At 67.4% G+C, this 20,278-nt stretch carries 13 protein-coding genes; 2 read left to right on the top strand and 11 right to left on the bottom strand.

Going from position 1 to position 20,278, the window contains the following annotated elements; genetic code table 11:
* Window positions 1–31 precede the first annotated feature (31 nt).
* The gene (locus HNP98_RS17395) at window positions 32–3,592 is read left to right on the top strand and encodes a PAS domain-containing protein (RefSeq protein ID WP_173811448.1); all 3,561 of its coding nucleotides are present in this window, start codon (window positions 32–34) and stop codon (window positions 3,590–3,592) included.
* Between the two features lie 55 nt (window positions 3,593–3,647).
* On the opposite strand, the gene gpmA is transcribed toward HNP98_RS17395, so the two are convergent.
* From gpmA to HNP98_RS17380, 3 genes are all read right to left on the bottom strand, one after another.
* Window positions 3,648–4,337: a 2,3-diphosphoglycerate-dependent phosphoglycerate mutase gene (gpmA, locus tag HNP98_RS17390; protein WP_173811447.1), complete on the bottom strand. Its 690-nt coding sequence runs from the start codon at window positions 4,335–4,337 to the stop codon at window positions 3,648–3,650.
* Window positions 4,338–4,474: 137 nt separating this feature from the next.
* Window positions 4,475–5,659 carry a TIGR03364 family FAD-dependent oxidoreductase gene (locus tag HNP98_RS17385; RefSeq protein ID WP_173811446.1) on the bottom strand — a complete coding sequence of 395 codons (1,185 nt, stop codon included), beginning with the start codon at window positions 5,657–5,659 and terminating at the stop codon, window positions 4,475–4,477.
* A 141-nt stretch (window positions 5,660–5,800) separates the two neighbouring features.
* Window positions 5,801–6,376: a helix-turn-helix domain-containing protein gene (locus tag HNP98_RS17380; protein WP_173811445.1), complete on the bottom strand. Its 576-nt coding sequence runs from the start codon at window positions 6,374–6,376 to the stop codon at window positions 5,801–5,803.
* Window positions 6,377–6,486: 110 nt separating this feature from the next.
* On the opposite strand from HNP98_RS17380, the gene HNP98_RS17375 reads away from it, so the two are divergent.
* A complete protein-coding gene (locus HNP98_RS17375) occupies window positions 6,487–7,224 on the top strand; it encodes an HAD family hydrolase (protein ID WP_173811444.1) in 738 nt (245 codons plus the stop codon).
* Here the strand turns inward: HNP98_RS17375 and HNP98_RS17370 are convergent.
* The 8 genes from HNP98_RS17370 to HNP98_RS17340 form a co-directional block, all read right to left on the bottom strand.
* Window positions 7,221–8,489 (bottom strand): alkaline phosphatase family protein, encoded by a 1,269-nt coding sequence (locus HNP98_RS17370; RefSeq protein WP_173811443.1) that lies wholly within the window; start codon window positions 8,487–8,489, stop codon window positions 7,221–7,223. The two genes, HNP98_RS17375 and HNP98_RS17370, sit on opposite strands and share 4 nt — an antisense overlap.
* A 256-nt stretch (window positions 8,490–8,745) precedes the next feature.
* Window positions 8,746–11,490 carry a bifunctional YncE family protein/alkaline phosphatase family protein gene (locus tag HNP98_RS17365; RefSeq protein ID WP_173811442.1) on the bottom strand — a complete coding sequence of 915 codons (2,745 nt, stop codon included), beginning with the start codon at window positions 11,488–11,490 and terminating at the stop codon, window positions 8,746–8,748.
* 174 nt (window positions 11,491–11,664) lie between these two features.
* The gene (locus HNP98_RS17360) at window positions 11,665–12,546 is read right to left on the bottom strand and encodes a sulfatase-like hydrolase/transferase (RefSeq protein WP_217425820.1); all 882 of its coding nucleotides are present in this window, start codon (window positions 12,544–12,546) and stop codon (window positions 11,665–11,667) included.
* 81 nt (window positions 12,547–12,627) lie between these two features.
* Window positions 12,628–12,795, bottom strand: coding sequence for a hypothetical protein (locus tag HNP98_RS21595; protein WP_217425819.1), 168 nt, complete (start codon window positions 12,793–12,795; stop codon window positions 12,628–12,630).
* Window positions 12,796–12,960: 165 nt separating this feature from the next.
* Window positions 12,961–14,544, bottom strand: coding sequence for a SusD/RagB family nutrient-binding outer membrane lipoprotein (locus tag HNP98_RS17355; RefSeq protein WP_173811441.1), 1,584 nt, complete (start codon window positions 14,542–14,544; stop codon window positions 12,961–12,963).
* A 118-nt stretch (window positions 14,545–14,662) separates the two neighbouring features.
* Entirely contained in the window at window positions 14,663–17,983 is a 3,321-nt protein-coding gene (locus HNP98_RS17350) for a SusC/RagA family TonB-linked outer membrane protein (protein WP_173811440.1), read from the bottom strand.
* Between the two features lie 101 nt (window positions 17,984–18,084).
* The gene (locus tag HNP98_RS17345) at window positions 18,085–18,657 is read right to left on the bottom strand and encodes an HD domain-containing protein (RefSeq protein WP_173811439.1); all 573 of its coding nucleotides are present in this window, start codon (window positions 18,655–18,657) and stop codon (window positions 18,085–18,087) included.
* Window positions 18,658–18,885: 228 nt separating this feature from the next.
* On the bottom strand, window positions 18,886–20,202 hold the full coding sequence (locus tag HNP98_RS17340) for an MFS transporter (RefSeq protein WP_173811438.1): 1,317 nt from the start codon (window positions 20,200–20,202) through the stop codon (window positions 18,886–18,888).
* Window positions 20,203–20,278 lie beyond the last annotated feature (76 nt).

The following is a 20,278-nucleotide window of genomic DNA, read 5'->3' as shown; positions in this document are numbered from 1 at the left end:
GCCAAACGTTTTGCCTATAGTTGCCTTGGCCATGCCTACTGCCCCTTCCATCTCCGCCGCCGCCGACTTCGCCGCGCAACTAGCGGCCGCCCGGGTGCGCGCCGAAAAAGCCGAGGCCGCGCTGGCCCAGGCCCAGGCCCGCGTGGCTGCCCTCGAGGGCGAGCTGGTGGCCGCCGCCGGCACTGCCCAGCGCCACCACGCCCAGCTGGTGGCGCTGGTGCAGCGCCTGCACGTGGGCCTGGTGCTGGTCGACCACAAAGGCCAGATTCAGTTCGTCAACCAGCATTTCTGGGAGCTGTTCGGCCTGGTGCCCGTGGCCAACCCGGGGCCCGGGGACCCGTGCATTCCCCCGGCGGCCGTGGCCATCGACGCCGCCTTTCAGGACCCGGCGGCCTTCACGGCGCGGGCCTGGGCGCTGCACAAGGCTGGGCAAACGGTGCAGCAAGAAGAATTCGTGCTCGCCGACGGCCGCATCATTGAGCTTGATTACCTGGTGCTGGACCAGGCGCGGGCCGGCCGCTTGATTTGCTACCGCGACGTGACCGAGCGCCACCGGCGCGACGTGCAGCTGCGCACGCTGGCCTACTTTCCGCAGCACAACCCCAACCCCGTTTTGCGGGTGGCCGCCACGGGGGAAGTGGTGTACACCAACCCCGCCGCCGCCGCCCTGCTGCAGGCCCTGGCCACCGATGCGCTGGGCGACCTGTACGAGCGGATGCTCGCGCTGGTGCACGCCGCCCTGGGCGCGCCCGTGCCGCACCGCCAGGAACTGACCGTGGCCGGGCAGCACTACCTGTTCACCGCCATGGCCGTGCCCGGCCGCGACCACGTCACGCTGTACCTGACCGATATGACGGCGCAGCGGCAAGTGGCCCAGCAACTGGCCCAGCAGCGCACCTTTTACGAGAGCATATTGGAACAGGTGCCCGTGGCGGTGGCCGTGTTCGATGCCCAGCACCGCTACCTGTTCGTCAACCCCGTGATGGAGCCCGACCCCGTGACCCGCGCCTGGATGCTGGGCAAAACCAGCACGGAGGCCTGCCAGCGCCGGCAGCGCCCCGCGGCCGTGGCCCGGCAGCGGGAAGCCGCCTTTGCCGAGGCCCTGCGCGGGCAGCGGGCCGTGAGCTGGGACGAGCAGCGCGCGAACTGCGCGGGGGTGGAGTACCTGCTGGTGAGCTACCAGCCCGTGCCGGGCCCCACGGGCACGCGGTGGGTCATCGCCACGGGGGTGGACATTACGGAGCGCAAGCTGGCCGAAGCGCAGGTGGCCGAGCAGCGGGAATTCTACGAATCCGCCCTGAACCTACTCCCGGTCAACGTGGCCGTGTTCGACGCCCAGTTCCGCTATTTGTTTGTCAACCCCGCGGCGGAGCCCGACCCCGAAGCGCGCCAGCAAATGATTGGCCAGAGCCAGGCCGACTACCAGGCCAGCCCCGCCGGCCGGCCGGCGGGGCTGGCCGAGCAGCGGCTGCACTACTTCGCCCAGGCCATGCGCACGCGGCAGGACGTGAGCTGGGAAGAGCTACGCCCCGGCCCGCAGCTGATACTGCAGAGCCTGCGGCCCGTCTTTGCGGCCGACGGCCGGCTGCGGCTGGTCGTGGGCTCGGGCATCGACATCACGGCGCGGTACGAGGCCGAAGAGCGCCAGCGCCAGGCCCAGGCCCTGCTCCAGGAGCAGCAAGCCTTCGTGCGCCGGGTGGTGGATGCCCTGCCGGACGCGCTCTACATCGTGGGCCCCGACGGCCGGATATTGTTTTCAAACGCGGCTTACGCCGCCGCCGCCACGCAAAGCGCGCACGCGCAGCCCGCCGCCGGCAAGAGCGCCGCCGTGCTGGACGAAGTACGGCAGGTCCGGGCCCTGAGCGAGCTGGTGCGGGCCACCCAACAGCCCCTCACGCAGGAGCTGCCGTTCACCCTCAGCACCGGCGAAAAAGTATATTACCAGATACACAAGCGCCCCATGCGGCTGGCCAACGGCCAGCTGGGCGTCCTCGCGGTGAGCACCGACGTGACGGCGGTGAAGCAGGCCCGGCAGGCCCTGGAGCAGCGCGAGAAGCAGTACCACGACCTGGTGCACTACTCCCAGGCCCTCATTTGCACGCTCGATGCGCGGGGCCGGCTGCTCACGGTGAACCCGGCCATTGAGCAGCTGCTGGGCCGGCCGGCGACGCAGCTGGTGGGGCATTTCCTGCACGAAGCCCTGCCGCCCGAACACCGCACCGCGCTGCGGGAATACCTCGAAAGCCCGGCCCCCGCGTCGCCCACCCCCCAGGTGATGACGATTTTGATCGCCACCGGCGAGCGGCGCTACCTGAACTACTACGCCCACCGCGTGGCCGAGCCCGGCCAGCCGCCCTACGTGGTGGCCTCGGGCTACGACGTGACGGCGGGCGTGCTGGCCCGGCGGGCCCTGCAACAGGCCAAGCAGGAAGCCGAGGACAACGCCCGCGCCAAAGAAGCTTTCCTGGCCCGCATGAGCCACGAAATCCGCACCCCGCTGAACGGGGTGCTGGGCATGGCCACTTTGCTGCAAAAAACGCCCCTCACCGCGCCGCAGGCCGAGTACCTGCACACCATGCAGCACGCGGGCCGCCACCTGCTGGCCTTGCTCAACGACGTGCTGGACATGGCCAAAATCACGGGCCAGCACCTGCAGCTCGACCACGCCCCCTTCGACCTGGCCGTGGTGCTGCACGGCGCCGGCCAGACGGTGGCCGCCCTGGCCGAAGCCAAGGGGTTGGAGTTGACGGTGGGCGTGTGGCCCCCGGGCCTGGCCCCGCGCGTGCTCGGCGACGCCTACCGCCTGCACCAAGTGCTGCTCAACCTGCTCGGCAACGCCATCAAGTTCACCGCGCGGGGGCACGTGAAGCTCGGGGCCGACGTGGTGCGCGACGCGCCCGGGGCCCTCACGGTGCGCTTCTGGGTGGAAGACACCGGCATCGGCATCGCCCCCGAGCAGCAGGACCACATCTTCGAGGCCTTTGCCCAGGCCAGCGCCGACACCGGCCAGCACTTCGGGGGCACGGGGCTGGGGCTGGCCATCAGCGAGCAGCTGGTGGCGCAAATGGGCGGCACCCTGCGTTTGAGCAGTGCGCCGGGCCACGGCACCACCTTCGCGTTTCAGCTCACGTTGCCCCGCCCGGCCCCGCCCGTGGCCCAGGCCCCGCCGCCCGCCGCCCCGGCCTACGACGGACTACAAGGCCTGCGCGTGCTGCTGGCCGAAGACAACCCCGTCAACCAGTTCATCGCCGTGGTGATACTGGAGCGCTGGGGCGTGCAGGTGCAGGCCGTGGCCAACGGCCTCGACGCGCTGGACTACCTGCGCACCCAGCCCTTCGAGGCGGCCCTGCTCGACATCCGCATGCCGGGCCTGAGCGGGGTGGCCGTCACCGCCGCCATCCGCCAGCACCCCGACCCGGCCCGCGCCGCCGTGCCCATCATCGCCCTCACGGCCAACGCCTTCGACAGCGACCGCGCCGGCTACCTGGCCGCCGGCATGAACGCCTGCCTTACCAAGCCCTACGAGGAAGCCGCCCTCTACCAGCTGCTGGTGGAGCTGTGCCGCGCCGCGCCCGGCCCCGGGGCCCCGTAGCCCGCGCCCGGCCGCCGGCCCGGGGGCCCGGGAGCGCGCAACCCGCGCCGCCGCGCTACGTGAGGTAGTACTGTTGCAGCCGGTTCAGGTCGTCGTCCAGCTCGATGACCAGGGGGCTGCCGGTGGGGATGTCGAGCTGGGTCACTTCCGCGTCGGTGAGGTGGTCGATGTACTGCACCAGGGCCCGCAGGCTGTTGCCGTGGGCGCAGACGAGCACCTGCTGGCGGCGGCGCAGGGCCGGCACGATGGTCTCCGTCCAGTAGGGCAGCACGCGGGCCAGGGTTTCGGTCAGGTTCTCGGTCAGGGGCAGTTCGCGGGCGGTGAGGTGGGCGTAGCGGGCGTCGTGGCCGGGGTAGCGCGGGTCGTCGGGGGCGAGGGCGGGCGGGTGCTCGAGGGGGTCGCGCCGCCACTTCCGCACCTGCTCGGCCCCGTACCGGGCGATGGTTTCGGCCTTGTTCAGCCCCTGCAGGGCCCCGTAGAACCGCTCGTTCAGGCGCCACGACTTCTGCACCGGAATCCAGAGCTGGTCCATTTCTTCCAGGGCCAGGTCCAGGGTTTTAATGGCCCGCTTCAGCACCGACGTGTAGGCAACGTCGAACCGGTAGCCGTGCTGCCGGAGCAGCGCCCCCGCCTGCCGGGCCTGCCGGACGCCTTCCGCCGACAGGTCTACGTCGGTCCAGCCGGTGAAACGGTTTTCCTGGTTCCAGACGCTCTCGCCGTGGCGGAGCAGCACGATTTTCAGCATGGCAAGGGGCGGGGCGTGACGGCGGAGGCGGCCGGGGCACCTTCCGGCCCCAACCCAGCCGGCCTACGGACAACGGCGACCCGGCGTTGGCTGCGCACCCAACCGGCCGCGCCGGGCGCCACGCCCCGGCCCCGCTTTTAGTGCCGCGCCTGGGCCGGCTGCCGGCGGCCCAGCCCCAGCTGCTCCACGTGGTGCCGGGCGAAGCCGCAGGCGGTGGTCATGCCCTTGCCGCCGATGCCGGTGACGATGTGGATGCGCGGGTCGGGCGAGTGCTGGAAAATCTCGGCCGACTTGCTCTGCGCGTAGTAGCCGTTCCAGGTGCGCTGGATGCGCCAGTCGGGCAGGTCGAGGATGCGGTGGGCCTCGGCCAGCATGAGCCGATTGAGGTGGTCGGAATTGTTGAAATCCAAGGGATTGGCCGCGCTGGCGTCGGCGTACTCGTGGGTGTCGCCGAGGATGATGGAGCCGTCGAGGGCCTGCTTAAAGAGCAAGTGGATGCCCCACTGGCGCAGCTCCGGGTCCACGTCGGCGGGCCGGAGCTGGGCGAACGACGGGCAGCTGTGGAAGGCGTGGTAGCGGCGGATGGACAGGCCCGTGAGCACCGAGCCCGGCAGCCGCACCTGGGGCAGTGGGTAGGTGGCCAGCATCTGGAGCTTCACCAGCTGCAAGTCGCTCTGGGCGAACACTTCCGGGAACAGCAACTGGAAGTCGCGGCCGCTGCACACCAGTACCCGGGCCCCGGCGTAGCGCCGGCCGCTGGTGTCGATTACCAAGCAGCCGGCGTCGCCGGCCGTCACTTCCCGCACCGGCGTGGCGGGGCGGTAGTCGAGGTGCCAGCGGGCCACCAGGTAGGCCAGTAGGCGGTGCACCAGCAGGTCGGGCTCGGCCGTCACTTCCTGGGCAAAGAGCAGGCCCCCGGCGCAGTAGTCGGCCCGCACAGCGGGCAGGCGCTGCCGGCACTGGGCCGGCGTGAGCACCTGCGAGGCGTAGCCCAGGGCCTGGTAGCGGGCGTGTTTTTCCTCCAGCACCTGCATCTCCGGGGCCGACGAGGCCAGGTAGAGCGAGCCGGTGGGCCGAATGGAAATGTCGTACTCGGCCTGGATAGCTTTGTACGTGTCGAGGCTCACGCGGGCGTAGTCGAACCACTCGCCCTCGGCCATGCCCGAAGGGATGATTTGCCCGAAGTTGCGCACGGTGGCTTCCACGGGCCGGGGGTCTTTTTCCAGCAGCAGCACCTTCAGGCCGCGCTGCAAGGCGAAGTAGGCGTGGAACGCGCCCAGGGCCCCCGCCCCCACCACAATCAAGTCATACGAATTTTCCATGCTGCGCCGGCTGGTTTTGGTGCCGGGGCAAACGTAGCAACGGTTAACTAATATGAAACTATGGCGGGGGTTATGAATAGGTTATTTGTGCTTCCCCGCCGCCGCCCGGGCCCCGCGCTACCGGCCCCCGCGCCGGGCCCCTCAGTCGGTGTGCCGCAGCAGGTACACTTTCAGCAGGCGGGCGGTTTGGGCGGTGTCGTTGCGCACGGAGTGGGCCAGCAGGCCGTCGAAGTACAGGGTGTCGCCGGGCCCTACTTCCACTTCGCCGTCTTTGAAGCCGTAGCGCACCGTGCCTTCCAGCCCGTACACCAACTCCAGGGCGTTGGTGGAGAGCGGCTTGCGGTAAGTGTGGGGGCTGATGTGGACCTCGTTGACGCGCAGGCTGTAGTTGAGCAGGTCCTGCGAGAGCAGGTACTTGTAGAGCAGGCCCTTGGAGTCGTCGCGCTTTTCGGGGCGGCCTTCGTCGGCCCGCACCAGCAGGTAGGGGGCGGTGGTTTCGCCGTTGATGTTTTTCACCAGCACCGCCACGTCCACCTCCAGCGCGTTGGCGATTTCGACCAGCACCGAGAGCGACGGCACGGTGCGGAAGTTCTCAACCTTGGAGAGCAGGCCCGCCGAGAGGCCGCTGCGCCGGGCCAGCTCGCGCAGGCTCAGCTTTTTGGCTTTGCGCAGCTCCAGGATGCGGACGCCGATGAGGCTCAGCTTGTCGTGTTTCATGCAGAATAATCGGGAAGGACAAACGTAACGCAAACGTGACAATGCCGGAACAAACGGCCCGCGCGGGGCCCTATATTTGTTGCATATTTGTCAACACTTTTTTCTGCCTTATGAAGCCTTTGCAACTCGTGGTGCTGGACATGGCCGGCACCACCGTCCGCGACCAGCACGAAGTAGAAGCCTGCTTCGCCCAGGCCGCCGCCGCCACCGGCCTGCGGGCCACCGCCGCCCGCATCCTGGCGGTGCAGGGCCTGGCCAAGCGCTTCGTGTTCGAGACGCTCTGGCGCGAGCAGCTGGGGCCCGCCGTGCGCCCGTCCGCCCTGGCGGCCCGCGTGGACCAGTCGTACGAAGCGTTTCGAAAGATTTTGGAGGGCCACTACCGCACGGCCGAGGTGGTGCCCACGGAGGGCTGCCTGGAGCTGCTGGCCTTCCTCCGGGGCCAGGGCATCCGCATCGCCCTCACCACGGGCTTCTACCGCGAAGTAACGGACCTGATTCTGCACCGCCTGGGCTGGGACGCGGGCCTGGACGCTCAGCACCGGGGCAGCGCACACGCAATCATTGACTTATCCATTGCCAGCGACGAAGTAGCCGAGGGCCGCCCCGCCCCGCTGATGATCCAAAAAGCTATGCGGGCGTTCGGCATCGCCGACCCGCAGCGGGTGTACAACGTGGGCGACACGCCGTCGGACCTCGAATCGGGCCGCCGCGCCGGCTGCGCCCGCAGCCTGGGCGTGGTCAACGGCACCCATTCCCGCCCGCAGCTGGCCGCCTGCCCCAACGACGGCCTGCTGGCCTCGCTGGCCGAGCTGCACCAGCAATTGCGGGCCGCGCTGGTGCCGGCCTAGTCGGTGCCGCCGGGGGCGGGCGGCCCGGGCGGCATCAGCCAGCCATTGGCGGTGTTGTGCGTGCCTTCGAGCACGATTTTATAAAAAGCGGCCGGGTAGGCTGCGCGGCTGACGGCCAGGCGCTGACGGGCCAGCGGCACGGTGCCGAGCAGGATATAATCGTCCGTACCGCCCGTTTTGAAGCGGTTGGTGGCCGTGGCCCACACCCGAACCTGTTCCGGCGGGGCCCCCAGCGCCGTCCAGCCAATGCGCAGGCTGTCGGGGGCCGGCACCACCCGCGGCGCGGCCACCGACACGGGCCCCAGCAGCGGCACGCCGTCCAGCTCGCGCTGGGCGGCGGCGGGCAGCGGCAGCTGCATGAACCGGGCGATGGTGGGCAGGATGTCCACGATGGCCACCGGGCCCCGGCGGGCGTAGGCGTTAACGTCTTTCGTGCTCAGGGCCAGCCAGGTGGTGCGCTCCCGGTCCGACTGCCCGCCGTGGTTGCGGCCCGTCTGGGCGTCGCGGCCGTGGTCGGTAGTGAGCACCAGGAGCCAGTCTTCGGGGTAGTGCTGGGTGCGGTAGGCCAGGGCGGCGCGCAGGCGGCCCACCTGCTCGTCCACGTAGCCCACGGCCCGCAGCTGCTCGGGGCTGTCGCCGTGGCGGTGGCCCATGTCGTCGGTGTGCTCCAGGTACACCCACGAGAGGTCGGGGCCGTTGGCTTGCAAGCAGTTAGCGGCTTCGGCCACCACTTTATCGTCGATGGCGTGGGTGTAAAGGCTGCCTTTGTCGTGCAGAAAGGCCACGGTGTCCCGCTCGTAGCCGTCGGCTCGGTAGTCGAAGCGCAGGTTGCCGGCGGCGGGCAGGCCTTCGCCCACCAGCTTGGTGCGGTTGTCGAGCCAGGTTGAGAAGATGGCGATTTTGGCCGTGGGCCGCGCTTCCTTCAGCAGGCGGAAGATGCTTGCGTAGTGGTAGTTGGGGGCCTTGATGGCGTTGTCCCACACGTTGTGCTTGTAGCCCCAGGTGCCGGTGAGCAGGTTGTTGTAGCCGGGGGCCGAGATGGTGGGCGTCTGGGTATAAGTGCCCAGGTCGCCGCCCACGTGGGCCCGCAGGTAGGTGCCGGTGGCCATCAGCTGCCGGATGTTGGGGCCCGCCGCCTTTTCCAGCACGTCGGCCGGGATGCCGTCGGCGATGACGAACACCACTTTATGGGCCCGCGCCGGGGGCCCCGCGCCGGCCGGGCAACAGGTGAGCCAGCCCAGCAGCAGCAAGCAGTAGTTTTTCATAGGGTAAGTAAAACGGAGTGGTACTCCGTTAATCGTTGAGCAGATGGGAGAGACGGATGGAGGCGTTAAGTTCTGGTGGGTCGCCCTCCACGTGCGCCTCACCCCCCAACCCCCTCTCCGAAAAGGAGAGGGGGAGCTAGTTTTTAATTCTAAAAATCTAGAAATTAAGACTATAGCCCGTCCCCTCTCCTTTTCGGAGAGGGGGTTAGGGGGTGAGGCGCTCCGGCAGGCCGATGCAGAAGTTAACAGCGCAGGTTCACTTGCTTTTCGCCTTTTGCTGGCGGTAGTGGTCGGCCCGCTCGCGGGCTTCGTCGTCCATTTCGGGGCCTTTTTCCACCTTGCGCCAGTCGATGGTTTTGTCGTAGCGGCGCATGGCCTGCTGGGGGTCGAAGATGCGCAAGTCGCTCCGCTCCAGGGTGTAGGGGCGGAAGTCGGGCGTGCCGGTGAAAAAGTCCTGCAAGAGCGTGCCCGTGGCGTCGTACTGGTTCACGTAGGGCACGCCGAGGAGATTGTAGATGGTTTTGAGCACCGCCCCGAAGTTGGCGTGGGCGTGGCTCACGTAGCCGCGTTTCACGTAGGGGCCCGCCAGCAGCAGCAGCGAGCGGTGGGCGTCCACGTGGTCCACGCCGCCCTGGGGGTCGTCTTCGGTGACGACGACGAGCATGTTTTTCCAGTAGGGCGTGCGCGAGAGAAAGTGCAGGATGCGGCCCAGGGCCAGGTCGTTGTCGGCCATGTACGACTGCCGGTAGGGGTAGCCGTCGGCCGGGCGCACGTCGGCCCCGTGGTCGTTGGGCACCTGCATGGTGATGAGGGCGGGCATCTTCTGCCGGCCCGTGAGCCACTTTTTGGTGAACTCGCGCTCGAACTGCTCCATCCGGAACTGGTCGGGGATGCTGGTGTTGAAGCCGGCGTAGTCGTGGCTTGTGCGCGGGAACAGGGCCTTCTGCATGGGCTCCATCACGAGGTGGCCGGCCCCGGTGGCGGTGTCGCGCCAGGCCTCGCGGTTGTGGGCCGTTTCGTTGGCTTCGCCGAAGTTGTAGAACGCCACGTGCCGGCGCTCCAGGGCTTCCCAGAGGCCGCCGGTTTCGGCGTAGTCCTCGGGATCCATGCTGCCCGTGGAGCCGGGAAACCGCCGCCCGGGGGCCCCGGAGAAGAGCTTGGCCGTTTTGCTGACGTTGGAGTTGGCCTCCACCCACTCGTTGGGCACCACGCCCAGCATCCAGTGGTGGCCGTGGATGGAGGCGTCGGAATCGCAGTAGTAGTTGTCGGAAAACGCGAACTGCCGGGCCACCTTGCGGTGGTTGGGGGCCACCCGCAGGTGCGCAAATTTGCCGCGCAGGCTGTCGGGCAGCGTGTACTCGCAGTTCACCCCGAACCGGGCCAGCGTGCTGTCGCCCCGGGCTTCGCGGAGCTGGCCCAGCACCTCGTCGTAGGTCCGGTTTTCCTTCGTGATGTACACCACGTACTTAATCGGCGTGGGCGTGAGGCCGGGCAGCGCGGGCAGCGGGTTTTTGGGGTTCACCGCCAGCTTGGTGGGCACGAACGTATTACCCAGCACCTGCTTGGTATAAGCGGCCAGCTGCGCGGCCGTGGGCACCGGCACTTTCTGGAAGCTGCCGAGCTGAATGTCGCCGATGTAGGTGCCCTGGGGCGGGGCCACGAAGCCCGCGCCGCCGTTGGGCCCCGCGCCCAGGCCCCGGCAGGACGTAACGTAGAGCGTCTTCTCATCGGCCGACAGGCGCACCCGCGCGGGGCCCCAGCCGGTGGGAATCAGGCCCCTGGTGGTGCGCGTGGCCACGTCCACCACCGCCACGGCGTTGAAGCCCAGCAGGGCCACGTACAGCGTCCGCTCGTCGCGGCTCAGGCACAGGCCGAAGGGCAGCAGGCCCCGGTACTTGTCGAGGCGGGAGTCCACTTTGAGGGGGATGTCGCCCAGCAGCCGGTGGTTGCGGTAATCGATGACGGTGAGGTTGTCGTTGGTGGCGTTGGTGACGTAGGCCAGCTGGCGGCCCACGGCCAGCGAGTTGGGACTGGCCCCGCCCACCACTTCCGCGCCTTCCACCATCTCCCCAATCTGGTGGCCGGTTTTGAAGCGGTCCACCACCCGGTTGGTGGCCAGGTCCACCGCGAACACGCTCATGGCCTCGGGGGCCAGCGGGCTGCCCACGCCGGGAATCTGGCGGCCCTCCACCACCGTGCCCTCCCGCGACTCCTTGGTGTCGTTGCCGTAAGGGTGGCGCGAAATCATGATAGAATCCGCGTTTTTGGGCGTCGCGCCGGTTATCAGCGGGTAGGCGTACTGGCCCACGTTGGCCACGAGGGCGGTGCGGCCGTCGGGGCTCAGGGCCAGGCCGAACGGCTGGCGGCCCACCGGCACGGAGGCCGTGACCTGGCGGGTGTTCAGGTCGAGGCGCACCAGGCGGAAGTTGGCGCGGTCGAGGGCCAGCAGCTCGTGGGCGGCCTCGTTCAGCACCAGGTCGGAGGTGAAGCTGTCGGCATACTGCTGCCCCGCGCAGGCCCCGTTCAGCGAGATAGAATCCAGCCGCTGCATCTTCTCCAAGTCGTATATAATCACCGCCCCGTTGTCGCCCCCGCTCAGGTACACCTTTTTAGAATCGGCCGAAAACGCCACGCCCAGGAACGACCCGTTGGAAAGCGGCGACCGGATGGTTCCGTCGTAGCTGGGCACCCGCACGGCCGCCAGCGAAGCCAAGTCGAGGCGCGTGAACACGCCGTTGTGCAGCGTGACGGCCGTGCGCCCGTCGGGGGCCAGCGCCAGCCCGAACGGGTCGTGGGTGATGCGCACCAGCTGCCCGGCCGGCGTCACGTAGCGCCCGCTGGGCAGCACCGACCGGCCCTTTTCATCAATCCGGCAAAACTCCCGGGTGCCCGGTACTTGCAGCACGGTGGCCGTGCGGGCCGGCCGGGGCTGGGCCCGCGCCGCCGGGGTTTGGGCGAGGCCGAGGCCCAAAATCAGCAGGAGAAGAAGGCGGCTGGGCATGGATGAAAAGAGCGGTGGAAGGCTATTTTAAAAACCCAGGCCGTCATGCTGAGCTTGCCGAAGCATCTCTCCCGCTGACTACTCCAATTGATTGGTTTACTGCTGCGGGAGAGATGCTTCGGCTGTGCTCAGCATGACGGCCTTACTTTATTTCACTATCTCGTTCCCCCGCCCCTACTTCGCTCCCACCGCCTGGCCCGCGCCTCTACCCAGCACGGCCTCAATCGGCTTGCCGGTGGCGGGGGTGGGCGCGTAAGGCACGCCCAGCAGCGCGGCCAGGGTGGCGGCCACCTGGTTTTGGTAGAGCTGGCCGCTGCGGGCCTCGCCGGTGGCGGGCGTATCGGGGCCCAGGGCGGCCAGCCAGATTTGGTCGGCCCCGGCTACGTCTTTGCCATGGGTTTGCCACTGGGTGCCGGCCACGCCGCGGCCGTGGTCGGTGGTGACGAGCAGGGTGGTTTTGCCCCGGTACTGCGGGTCGCTTTGCAGGTAGGCCCAGAGCTGGCCGATGAACTGGTCGGTGTAGCGGGCGGCGTGCAGGTAGGCCCCGTACTCGCCGCCGTGGGCGAAGTCGTCGGTGTCGCCAAAGCCGACGTAGAGCACCCGGGGCTTTTTGCGCTTGAGGTAGGCCAGGGCGTACTGGTCGGTGAAAGCGTCGAGCCGCTCCTCGCCAAAGGGGCTGGGCGTGGCGGGCAGCAGCTCGTTCAGCACCAGCTCGTTAGGCGAGAGGCCGGGGCCCGGGGCGGGGCGCATCCCGGCATTCACGGGCAGGCCGCTGCGCTTCTCGTTGAGGATGTACGGGAAGGCCTCCCACGAACCGAACACGGCCACCTTGCCTTTGAAGGCCGGCTGCTGGTTCAGGAACTCCAGCACCGAGGCGTTGGGGTTGTCAAGCGGGTCGTTGCTGCGGATACGGGCGTCGTCGGGGGCCCCGGTCAGGATTTCGTTGTAGCCGGGGTACGAGAAGCGCATGGCGTTGGTCACGTTCGCCAGGCTGCCCGCGGGGCGGTTGCCGTAGAGCTGGCCCTGCTTGGCCACGGTGCCCCACAAAAAGGGCATCAGGGCCTGGCGGCGCTGCTCGGGGGGCCCCTGGCCGAAGTCCTTTTGCAGGGCCTTGCGGTCGGCGTAGTAGTATTTGCTTTAGCGAAACAGCGCCGAGTCGGCCCCGCCGAACACCTCCTGCCAGCGCATGCCGTCGAGGGTCACGAGCACCACGTTTTCGGTGCGCCGCTTGGGGGTTTGCGCGTGGGTCGGCGAGGCGAAGCCGCCGGCCAGGGCTGCCAGGAGCGGGAAATAGGTTGGGCGCATAAGGTGGGTTATTCTAGTGAAAAGGGCACCGGGGAAACCTCGCCCCCGGCCCCTCTCCTGCGGAGAGGGGTGCGTTCAACTTGCTTGCTGACTTTGCCCGTTCAGGTACTGGCACCCCTCTCCGCAGGAGAGGGGCCGGGGGTGAGGTTACTCCCCACAAAGCACCTACTTCAACAAGTATATCAACCCGTTGATGTCATCATTCCCGCCGTACTGGCTGCCCAGGGCCGTCTGGTAGTTGGCGGTGTTGGCGCTACGCTCCGAGTCGGGGTATTTGAAGCGCTGCGCGATGCGGCCGCCGTTGCCGGTGCCGGGCCCGGTGGTGAAGGTGGGCACCCCGGTGCGGCGGTAGGTGAAGTAGGCTTCCAGGCCCGAGTGCCGGAACAGGGCCAGGTACTTCTGCTGCAAAATCTGGGTCAGGCCGGTGCCGCCGCTGGCGTATTTCACGGCCGGCTGGGCGTAGTAAGTGGCGTAGCTGACGGGGATGACGTAGGTGTCGTAATTGGAGCCGACCGTAACATCGGCCGAGCCGGGGCGGTAGAAGTAGGCGGTGTAGGGGCCGCTGGTGGGCAGCCCGTAAAAGGCCATCGAGGCCTGGATGCCGGCCGTGTAGTAGGTTTCGGCGTTGCCACCGGCCAGCCAGCCGCGGTTGATGCCTTCGGCGATGTTGAAGGCCAGCTCGGGGTAGCCAATCTGGATGCTGGGCTCGCCGGCAAGGGTGGAGTAGTAGCGCTTGCGGTTCAGGAACGAGTACTGCTGCTTGCCGGCCTGGTCGTTCATGATGCCCAGGTCGAGGCCGGGGTCGGCCCCGACGAAGGACGCGAAGCTGGTGGGGCTCTGCTTTTGGTTGTCCACCAGGTAGCGGGCCGGCTCGCAGGTGGCGAACACGCGCGGGTCCTGGAGCTGGGTGAGCAGGCCTACATAGGTGGCCGACATGTTCTTGCGCGAGCCTTCGTTGCCGAAATCGCGGTTGTTGGTGGGGTAGAAGTTGTTGGTGGCCGGGTTGGCCAGCAGCTGCATGTTGTCGGCGGGGCTGGCCATGAGCGGGTACTTGGTGGGGTTGCCCACGATGGCCGCGAACTGCCCGGCCACGTTGAGGTCGGCGTCGCCGTTTTTCTTGCTCAGCGCCAGCAGCAGGCGCACGCGCAGGGTGTTCGCGGTTTTCTGCCACTGCGCCAGGCTGCCCCCGAAGTAAATGTCGCCGGGCACGGTGGCCGCCCCGCCGGCTATCAGGGTACCCAGGTCGGTGTTGGCGCTTTCCAGCCACTTGAAGGCCTGCACGAAAATGGCCTTCTGCGAATCGTAGGCCGGGGCAAGGCCGTCCAGGCCTTGCAGGGCCTGGGTTTGGGGCAGGTCGCCCATCTCCAGGCTCATGCGGGTGTAGAGGTAGGCCCGGAAGAAATTGGCCAGGGCCCCGTAGGCCTGGGGGTTGGGGGCGGCCTCGGTCTGGGCCTGGGCGGCCATCAGCTCCACGTTTTTGAGGGTGGTGTAGTAGTTGGCCCCGGCCCCAAAGTCGTAGCGGTCGTTGCCGTAGTAGGTGTAGTTCCAGATGTAGTACTGGTCCCAAACTTCGTTCTGGCCGTTGGGGGCCTCGTAGGCGTCGTTGAGAATGCCGGTGAAGAGCAGCGACGCCGGCACGGCGTTGGGCTTGTTCTCGTTCACGGTCAGCTCGTCGAGGCCCTTGTTGCAGCCGGTGCTGGCCAGGGCCAGGGCGAGCAGCAACCCGCCGGTTTTGAAGATATTTTTCATGGAGAGAGTCTTTCTTGACCGTTAGCTGCTACTTATCAACTCTTTTGAATTGCCGCGAATAGTCAATTGACAAGCAGCCCAAAAAGCTAACAGCTAACAGCCAATAGCTAAAAGCTTATTAAAAAGTAGCGTTCAGGTTCAGGCCGTAGCTGCGCACCGTGGGCGACTGCAGGCCCGTGACGCTGATGGCCCCGTTGTACTGGTCGAGGTCCACGTCCTTGAAGCGCTTGTCGGCGTAGAAATAGAGCAGGTTGCGGCCAATCAGCGACACCGATACCTTCTGAATGAAGGTGCCTTCGAGCAGCGAGCGGGGCAGGTCGTAGCTGATGGTGACCTCGCGCAGCTTGCCGTAGGTCTTGCTCATCAGGTTGGATTGCTGCACGTTGTAGTACGTGCTCACGTAGTCCTGCACGAAAGCCACCTGCTTGTTGGGGGCGTACTGCAAGGCCTCGGGGTTGAGAATCTGGCCCGTTTTGGAGTCGTAGTTGATGGCCCCCCCGTTGCTGATGACCACGCCCTCGCCCACGTAGGAGCCCTTGTAGCCGTTGGCACCGGTCGGGTCGAAGTTCTTCCAGTCCTGGTAGCGGGCATCGCCCAGGGCCCCCTCGGCGGTGATGGCATTGCGGCCCCCGCGCACGGTTTTGTTGAACATGTAGTCCGTAGTGACGCCGCCCACCGCGCCGTCGAACTGGAAGCCCAGGCTCAGGGATTTGTAGTGGAACTTGTTGTAGATGCTCCAGTTGTACTTGTTGTTCAGGTTGCCCAGGTACTGCCGCACGGGGTTGGTCAGGGGCTTGCCGGCCGCATCGTTGATGATTTGCCCGTCGGGGGCCCGCACGAAGTCCGTGCCGTAAAACTTATCGGTCCGGTCGCCCTTGGCAAAGAAAGTCTGGTACGTGTCCTGGCCGGGCGGCAGCTCCTGGTACACTTCCTTGAAGGTGGACCAGTTCACGAGCACGTCCCAGCCGAAGCCGTTGGCGCTCTGCACCGGGGCCCCGGTGAGGCTCACTTCGTAGCCGGTTTTCTTGGTTTTCAGGGCGTTGATGTACTCGGTGGTGTAGCCGGTGGCCGTCGAAATCTGGTTGGGCAGGATGCGCGGCCCGTCGATGTACTGGAACGCGGTGGCGCTCAGGCCCAGCCGGTTGCCCAGGAATTTGACGTCGAAGCCCTCCTCGTAGTTCACGCGGGTGGTCGTCTTCAGGTTCTGGGCAAACAGGTTGTTCGAGCCGTAGCCGGCCGCCTGGTTGTTGTAAGGCTTCAGCACCGAGTACACCGGGTTCAGCGAGTAGTCGGGCCCGTTGTAGGGCGAGGCGTACACGTTGCCGTAGCCCAGCGGGTTGTAGAAGAGCGGGTTGTCGTTGGGGTTGCTGGCCAGCGTCTGGCCGCTCAGCGCCGTGATGGAGTTGAACGGGGCGGGCCCGATGGTGGCCGACGTGGCATCGGTGCGGATGTTGGCGAAGGAGCCGCGCACCTTCAGGAAGGAAATGAAACTGGGCACCGGCACGTAGTCCGACACCACCGAGGCCAGCGACAAGCTCGGGTAGTAGTAGGTGGTGGGCATCTGGAACGCCGACGAGCGGTCCACCCGGCCCGTAGTGGAAAGGGTGGCAAACTTGCCCAGCGTGGCGTCGAGCGAGTAGTAGGCGCTCAGCACCCGCATCTGCGAGTTGAAGCTCGTGGACTGCACCGGGTTCAGCGAGTTGCTGAACGAGTACACTTCCGGCACGGTCAGGTAGTCGGTCGAGGTCCAGTTCGAGTTGTAGGTGAAGTTGCGCACGTTGCCGCCCACCAGGCCCGATAGGTTCAGGAATTTGGCGCTGCCCACGTCGTAATTAAAGTTCAGGAAGCCCTCGGCGTTGGTGTCGAACAGGTTGCGGCGGTCTTCGCGGTAGTCGCCCAGGTTGCCCTCGCGGCCGTAGGGGTGGGCCGAGAACGGCATTTTCTCCGTCCGCAGCAGGTCGTAGGTGCTCACCTGGGTGCGCAGCGTGGCGCTGATGTGGTCGTCAATCTTGTAGTTGCCGGTGAGGTAGGCGTAGGTGTCGTTCTTGTAGTGGCCGCGGGTCCACTTCTCCACCATCAGCCAGGGGTTGTGGTAGCGCTGGTACTCGGCAAACACCGACTGCGTGCCCACCTTGCCCGGCTGCCAGATGCCGCGGATGTCGGGCGCGTTCACGTCCCAGTCGGCCCCGGTCCACACGGCCACGTTGTAGAGCAGGCTGTTGGGGCCGTAGTCGGCGTCGGGGAAGTTGTCGGTGAACTGCCGGCTGAAGTTCACGTTGGCCTCAATCTTGAACCGCGGGCTGGGGTTGAAGGAGCCGTAGAGGTTGAAGTTGACGATGTTGAGCGAGTTGTTGGGAATGTAGCTGTCCTGGTGCTGCTGCGAGAGCGAGAAGCGCGTGGTGTAGTTGTCGCCGTTGGCGCTCAGGGCCACGTTGTTGTTAGTTTGATAACCCGTGCGCAGGAAGTTTTTGAGGTTGTTGGCGCCCCGCGCCACCCAAGGCGTGCCCTGCCGCACCCCGTTCACCACGGGCGAGTCGTACTGCGGAATGAGCTGGCCGTTGAAGTAGGGGCCCCACACGTCGTAGTCGCCGTCCACGCCGCCCGGTGCGCCACCTTTCCCGTCCACGAACTGGTAGAAAGTGTTCTCGCCCGGCCCGTACGAGTCCTGCACCCGCGGGAAGGCCAGGAAGCCGCTGTTCACCACGGTGCTGCTGTTCAGCTCCACCGTGAAGCCTTTCTTGTTCTTGTTGCCCTTTTTGGTCGTTATTAAAATAGCCCCGTTCGAGGCGCGGTTGCCGTAGAGGGCTGCCGCCGCGGGGCCCTTGAGCACGGTGTAGGTGTCGATGTCGTCGGGGCTGATGTTCCAGGTGTCGGTGTCGATGGGGAAGCCGTCGACCACGTACAGCGAGAGCTGGTTGCCGCGCAGCAGCACGTTGGGGGCCCGCAGCAGCTCGGCCGAGGGGCCCACGCTCAGGCCCGCCACCTTGCCCGTGAGGCCGCTGATGGGGTTGGGGTCGCGGGCTAGGGTCACGTCCGCGCCGTTCACTTCCTGCACGGCGTAGCCGATTTTACGGGTTTCCTTCTTCACGCCCAGGGCCGTGACGACCACCTCGTTCAGCTGCTTGGCGTCGGTGGCCAGCGAAATGGCGAAGGTCTTTTGGCCGGCCACGGTTATTTCCTGAGTGGCCGTGCCCACAAAGCTGAACGTCAGCACCTCGCCGGGGCTGGCGTTCAGCACAAACCGGCCGTCGGTGTCGGTGCTCGTGCCCCGGGTGGTGCCCTTCACCAGCACGCTCACGCCCGGCAGGGGCTGCCGCTGGTCGTCCGTCACCACGCCGCCCACGGGGGTGCCCGGGCTCTGGGCCCGCAGCAGTTGCGGCAGCAGGCCCAGTGCTAATACGAGCAGCAGCGCATTAAACCTTTGGTAAAAGCTTCTCATAATCAAGGGGTGAATGAGTGAATGAGTGATGGGGCGAGGCGGTGAATAGGTGGGTGAGCGAATGAGTGAATTGAGACTACTTCGCTCATTCACTCACCCATTCACTGGTTCAGCAAATGCTGTAGGGCCATGTATTTGAGGGAGTCGAGGGGGCCCACGGGCCGGTGCGCTTCCTTGGCCTGGTCGTCCCACTCCCGCAGGCGCACGATGGTGGCAGCGTCGGGGTTGTGCTCGAAGGCGGCGGCTTCGGCCGCGCTCATTACCCCGCCCTGGAAGGCCAGCGTGGCCTGGCTGGCGGGCGAGAGCCGGCGCAGGTACTCGGGGTACTTGTGGGTGAGGTAGCGCTTGGCCAGCACGTGGCTCTCGACCAGGGCGGCCAGGCGCTCGGAGAAACCCCGGGCCCGCAGGTAGTCGGCCCCCAGCCGCTCGTGGTCCACGGCCCCGAAGCCGTCCATCGACGCCGCGTCGTGGGCGCACAGGTGGCCCAGGTCGTGGAAAAACGCGGCCAGCACCACTTCGTCGTCGTAGCCCTCGGCCTTGGCCAGGGCGGCGGCCTGCCACATGTGCTCGAGCTGCGACACCGGCTCGCCGATGTAGTCGTCGCCGCCGTGGGCCGCGTACAGCGCGAACAGGGCCTCCACCGTTTCCTGCGGGTTAGTAGTCGTTGGCGTCATAAGCTGGAGGATAAGGATGAAAGCGCCGGGTTTGCACCGCCGGGCCGGCCCCGGCCCCGCGCCGCTGGGCGGCCCGCCCCGGCTGCCCGGCAGCTGGAGCAGTCCAAAATATTATTAGCAAAGGTCTAGTTGGGCGGCCGCCGACAGGTCGCCGGTTGGTCATCAAATCGTTACCTAATTATGACCAAAAGTTTCCTATAAGACAACACCGCGCCGCGGGCCCCGGCCCTACGCCACGGCCACCGCCGGCACCGCCCGCCGCTCCTGGGTGCGGTAAAACACCAGCGCCGCCCCCGCCGTGGCCCCGGCCAGCACCGCCAGCGCCCCGAAGGCGGCGGCCCAGCCCTGCCGCTCGGCCAGGGCCCCGGTGAGCCACAGCGCCCCGGTGCCGCCCACGTAGCCCACGGCGTCGATGAGGCCCGCCGCCGTGGCCGCCCCCTGCCGGCCCCCGGCGTCGAGCGCCATGGCCCCCGCCAGGAACGAGTAGGGCCCCAGCAGCAGCAGGCCCACCGCCGAGGTGAGCACCAGCGGCAGCACCGCGCCGGCCGCCGGCCGCGCCAGCAGCGCCAGCACCAACACCAGCCCCAGGCACGCCCCCAGGATGAGCCCGCCGCGCTGCCCCCCCAGCCGCGCGTCGGAGAGGTAGCCCGCCCCCAGAATCGACACCATGCCGAACACGGGGTACAACGCGCTCCACCCCGAGGCCGCGCCGGCCGAGAGGTGCGCCGCCTCCACCAGGTAGGTGGGCACCCAGAAGCCAAACGCCTCGCGCAACGCCGTGAGGCCGAACGACATGGCCAGCACCAGCAAAAAAGACGGGCTGCGGAAATAAGGCCCCAGCAGCTGGCCCAGCGACGCGGGCCGGTCGGCCGCCGCTGCGGGGCCGCCCGCCGCGAAAAGGCTGTCGGGGTTGGCGGGCGGGGCTTCGAGGCCCACGCTGGCGGGGCTGCTCTTCAGGCTGAAGAAGTTGCCGAGCGCCGCCGCCGCCAGCACGCCCGCCGACGCCCAAAACAGCCCCCGCCAGCCCAGGCCCAGCTCCAGCAGCCGCCCGAGCAGCAGCTTGGCCACCACGTCGCCGAAGAGAAAGCTCAGGCTGAGCAGGCCCATGATGCGGCCGTAGGACCGGTAGGAAAACCAGTTGGCCGTGGTTTTCACCAGCCCGGCCCAGCCCATGGACTGCACCAGCCGGTTGGCGGCCCAGGCCACGAAAAACACCGCCACGCCCTGCCCCAGCCCGAACGCCACCGTGGCCCCCACCGACCCCACCATGCCCAGCAGGAAAATCTTTTTGCCCCCCACAAAGTCGCCCAGCACGCCGTTCACCACCTTGCCCGCCGCGTAGCACAGCACCCCCACCGAGGCCAGCTGGCCCAGCACTTCCTTGTTCAGCCCCCGCCCGCCAAACTCCCGGATGAGCAGCGGCGCGGCCACCGACAGGTTGGAGCGGCACACGTAGTACGCGCTGTAGCCCACGAACAGGCTGAGGGCCGTGCGCCACTGCCAGCGGCGCATCACAACGGGGCTAGGCGGGGAAGGCGCGGACATGCGGGCGGGAAAGCGGCCGGTGGTGCGCGAAGCGGCCCCGCCGGCCTGGGCTTATTCAAATACAAATTTGACTTTT

It is taken from the genome of Hymenobacter caeli, from assembly GCF_013294115.1.
Taxonomy (GTDB): domain Bacteria; phylum Bacteroidota; class Bacteroidia; order Cytophagales; family Hymenobacteraceae; genus Hymenobacter; species Hymenobacter caeli.
Note: the sequence above shows the minus strand (reverse complement) of the source record. Positions and strands in the feature narration are given on the sequence as shown.

What these genes read in the sequence shown, in the direction of transcription:
- HNP98_RS17395 (WP_173811448.1), top strand. Translation starts at nt 32, where the DNA reads ATGCCTACTGCCCCTTCCATCTCCGCCGCCGCCGACTTCGCCGCGCAA.
- gpmA (WP_173811447.1), bottom strand. Translation starts at nt 4,337, where the DNA reads ATGCTGAAAATCGTGCTGCTCCGCCACGGCGAGAGCGTCTGGAACCAG.
- HNP98_RS17385 (WP_173811446.1), bottom strand. Translation starts at nt 5,659, where the DNA reads ATGGAAAATTCGTATGACTTGATTGTGGTGGGGGCGGGGGCCCTGGGC.
- HNP98_RS17380 (WP_173811445.1), bottom strand. Translation starts at nt 6,376, where the DNA reads ATGAAACACGACAAGCTGAGCCTCATCGGCGTCCGCATCCTGGAGCTG.
- HNP98_RS17375 (WP_173811444.1), top strand. Translation starts at nt 6,487, where the DNA reads ATGAAGCCTTTGCAACTCGTGGTGCTGGACATGGCCGGCACCACCGTC.
- HNP98_RS17370 (WP_173811443.1), bottom strand. Translation starts at nt 8,489, where the DNA reads ATGAAAAACTACTGCTTGCTGCTGCTGGGCTGGCTCACCTGTTGCCCG.
- HNP98_RS17365 (WP_173811442.1), bottom strand. Translation starts at nt 11,490, where the DNA reads ATGCCCAGCCGCCTTCTTCTCCTGCTGATTTTGGGCCTCGGCCTCGCC.
- HNP98_RS17360 (WP_217425820.1), bottom strand. Translation starts at nt 12,546, where the DNA reads ATGCCCTTTTTGTGGGGCACCGTGGCCAAGCAGGGCCAGCTCTACGGC.
- HNP98_RS21595 (WP_217425819.1), bottom strand. Translation starts at nt 12,795, where the DNA reads ATGCGCCCAACCTATTTCCCGCTCCTGGCAGCCCTGGCCGGCGGCTTC.
- HNP98_RS17355 (WP_173811441.1), bottom strand. Translation starts at nt 14,544, where the DNA reads ATGAAAAATATCTTCAAAACCGGCGGGTTGCTGCTCGCCCTGGCCCTG.
- HNP98_RS17350 (WP_173811440.1), bottom strand. Translation starts at nt 17,983, where the DNA reads ATGAGAAGCTTTTACCAAAGGTTTAATGCGCTGCTGCTCGTATTAGCA.
- HNP98_RS17345 (WP_173811439.1), bottom strand. Translation starts at nt 18,657, where the DNA reads ATGACGCCAACGACTACTAACCCGCAGGAAACGGTGGAGGCCCTGTTC.
- HNP98_RS17340 (WP_173811438.1), bottom strand. Translation starts at nt 20,202, where the DNA reads ATGTCCGCGCCTTCCCCGCCTAGCCCCGTTGTGATGCGCCGCTGGCAG.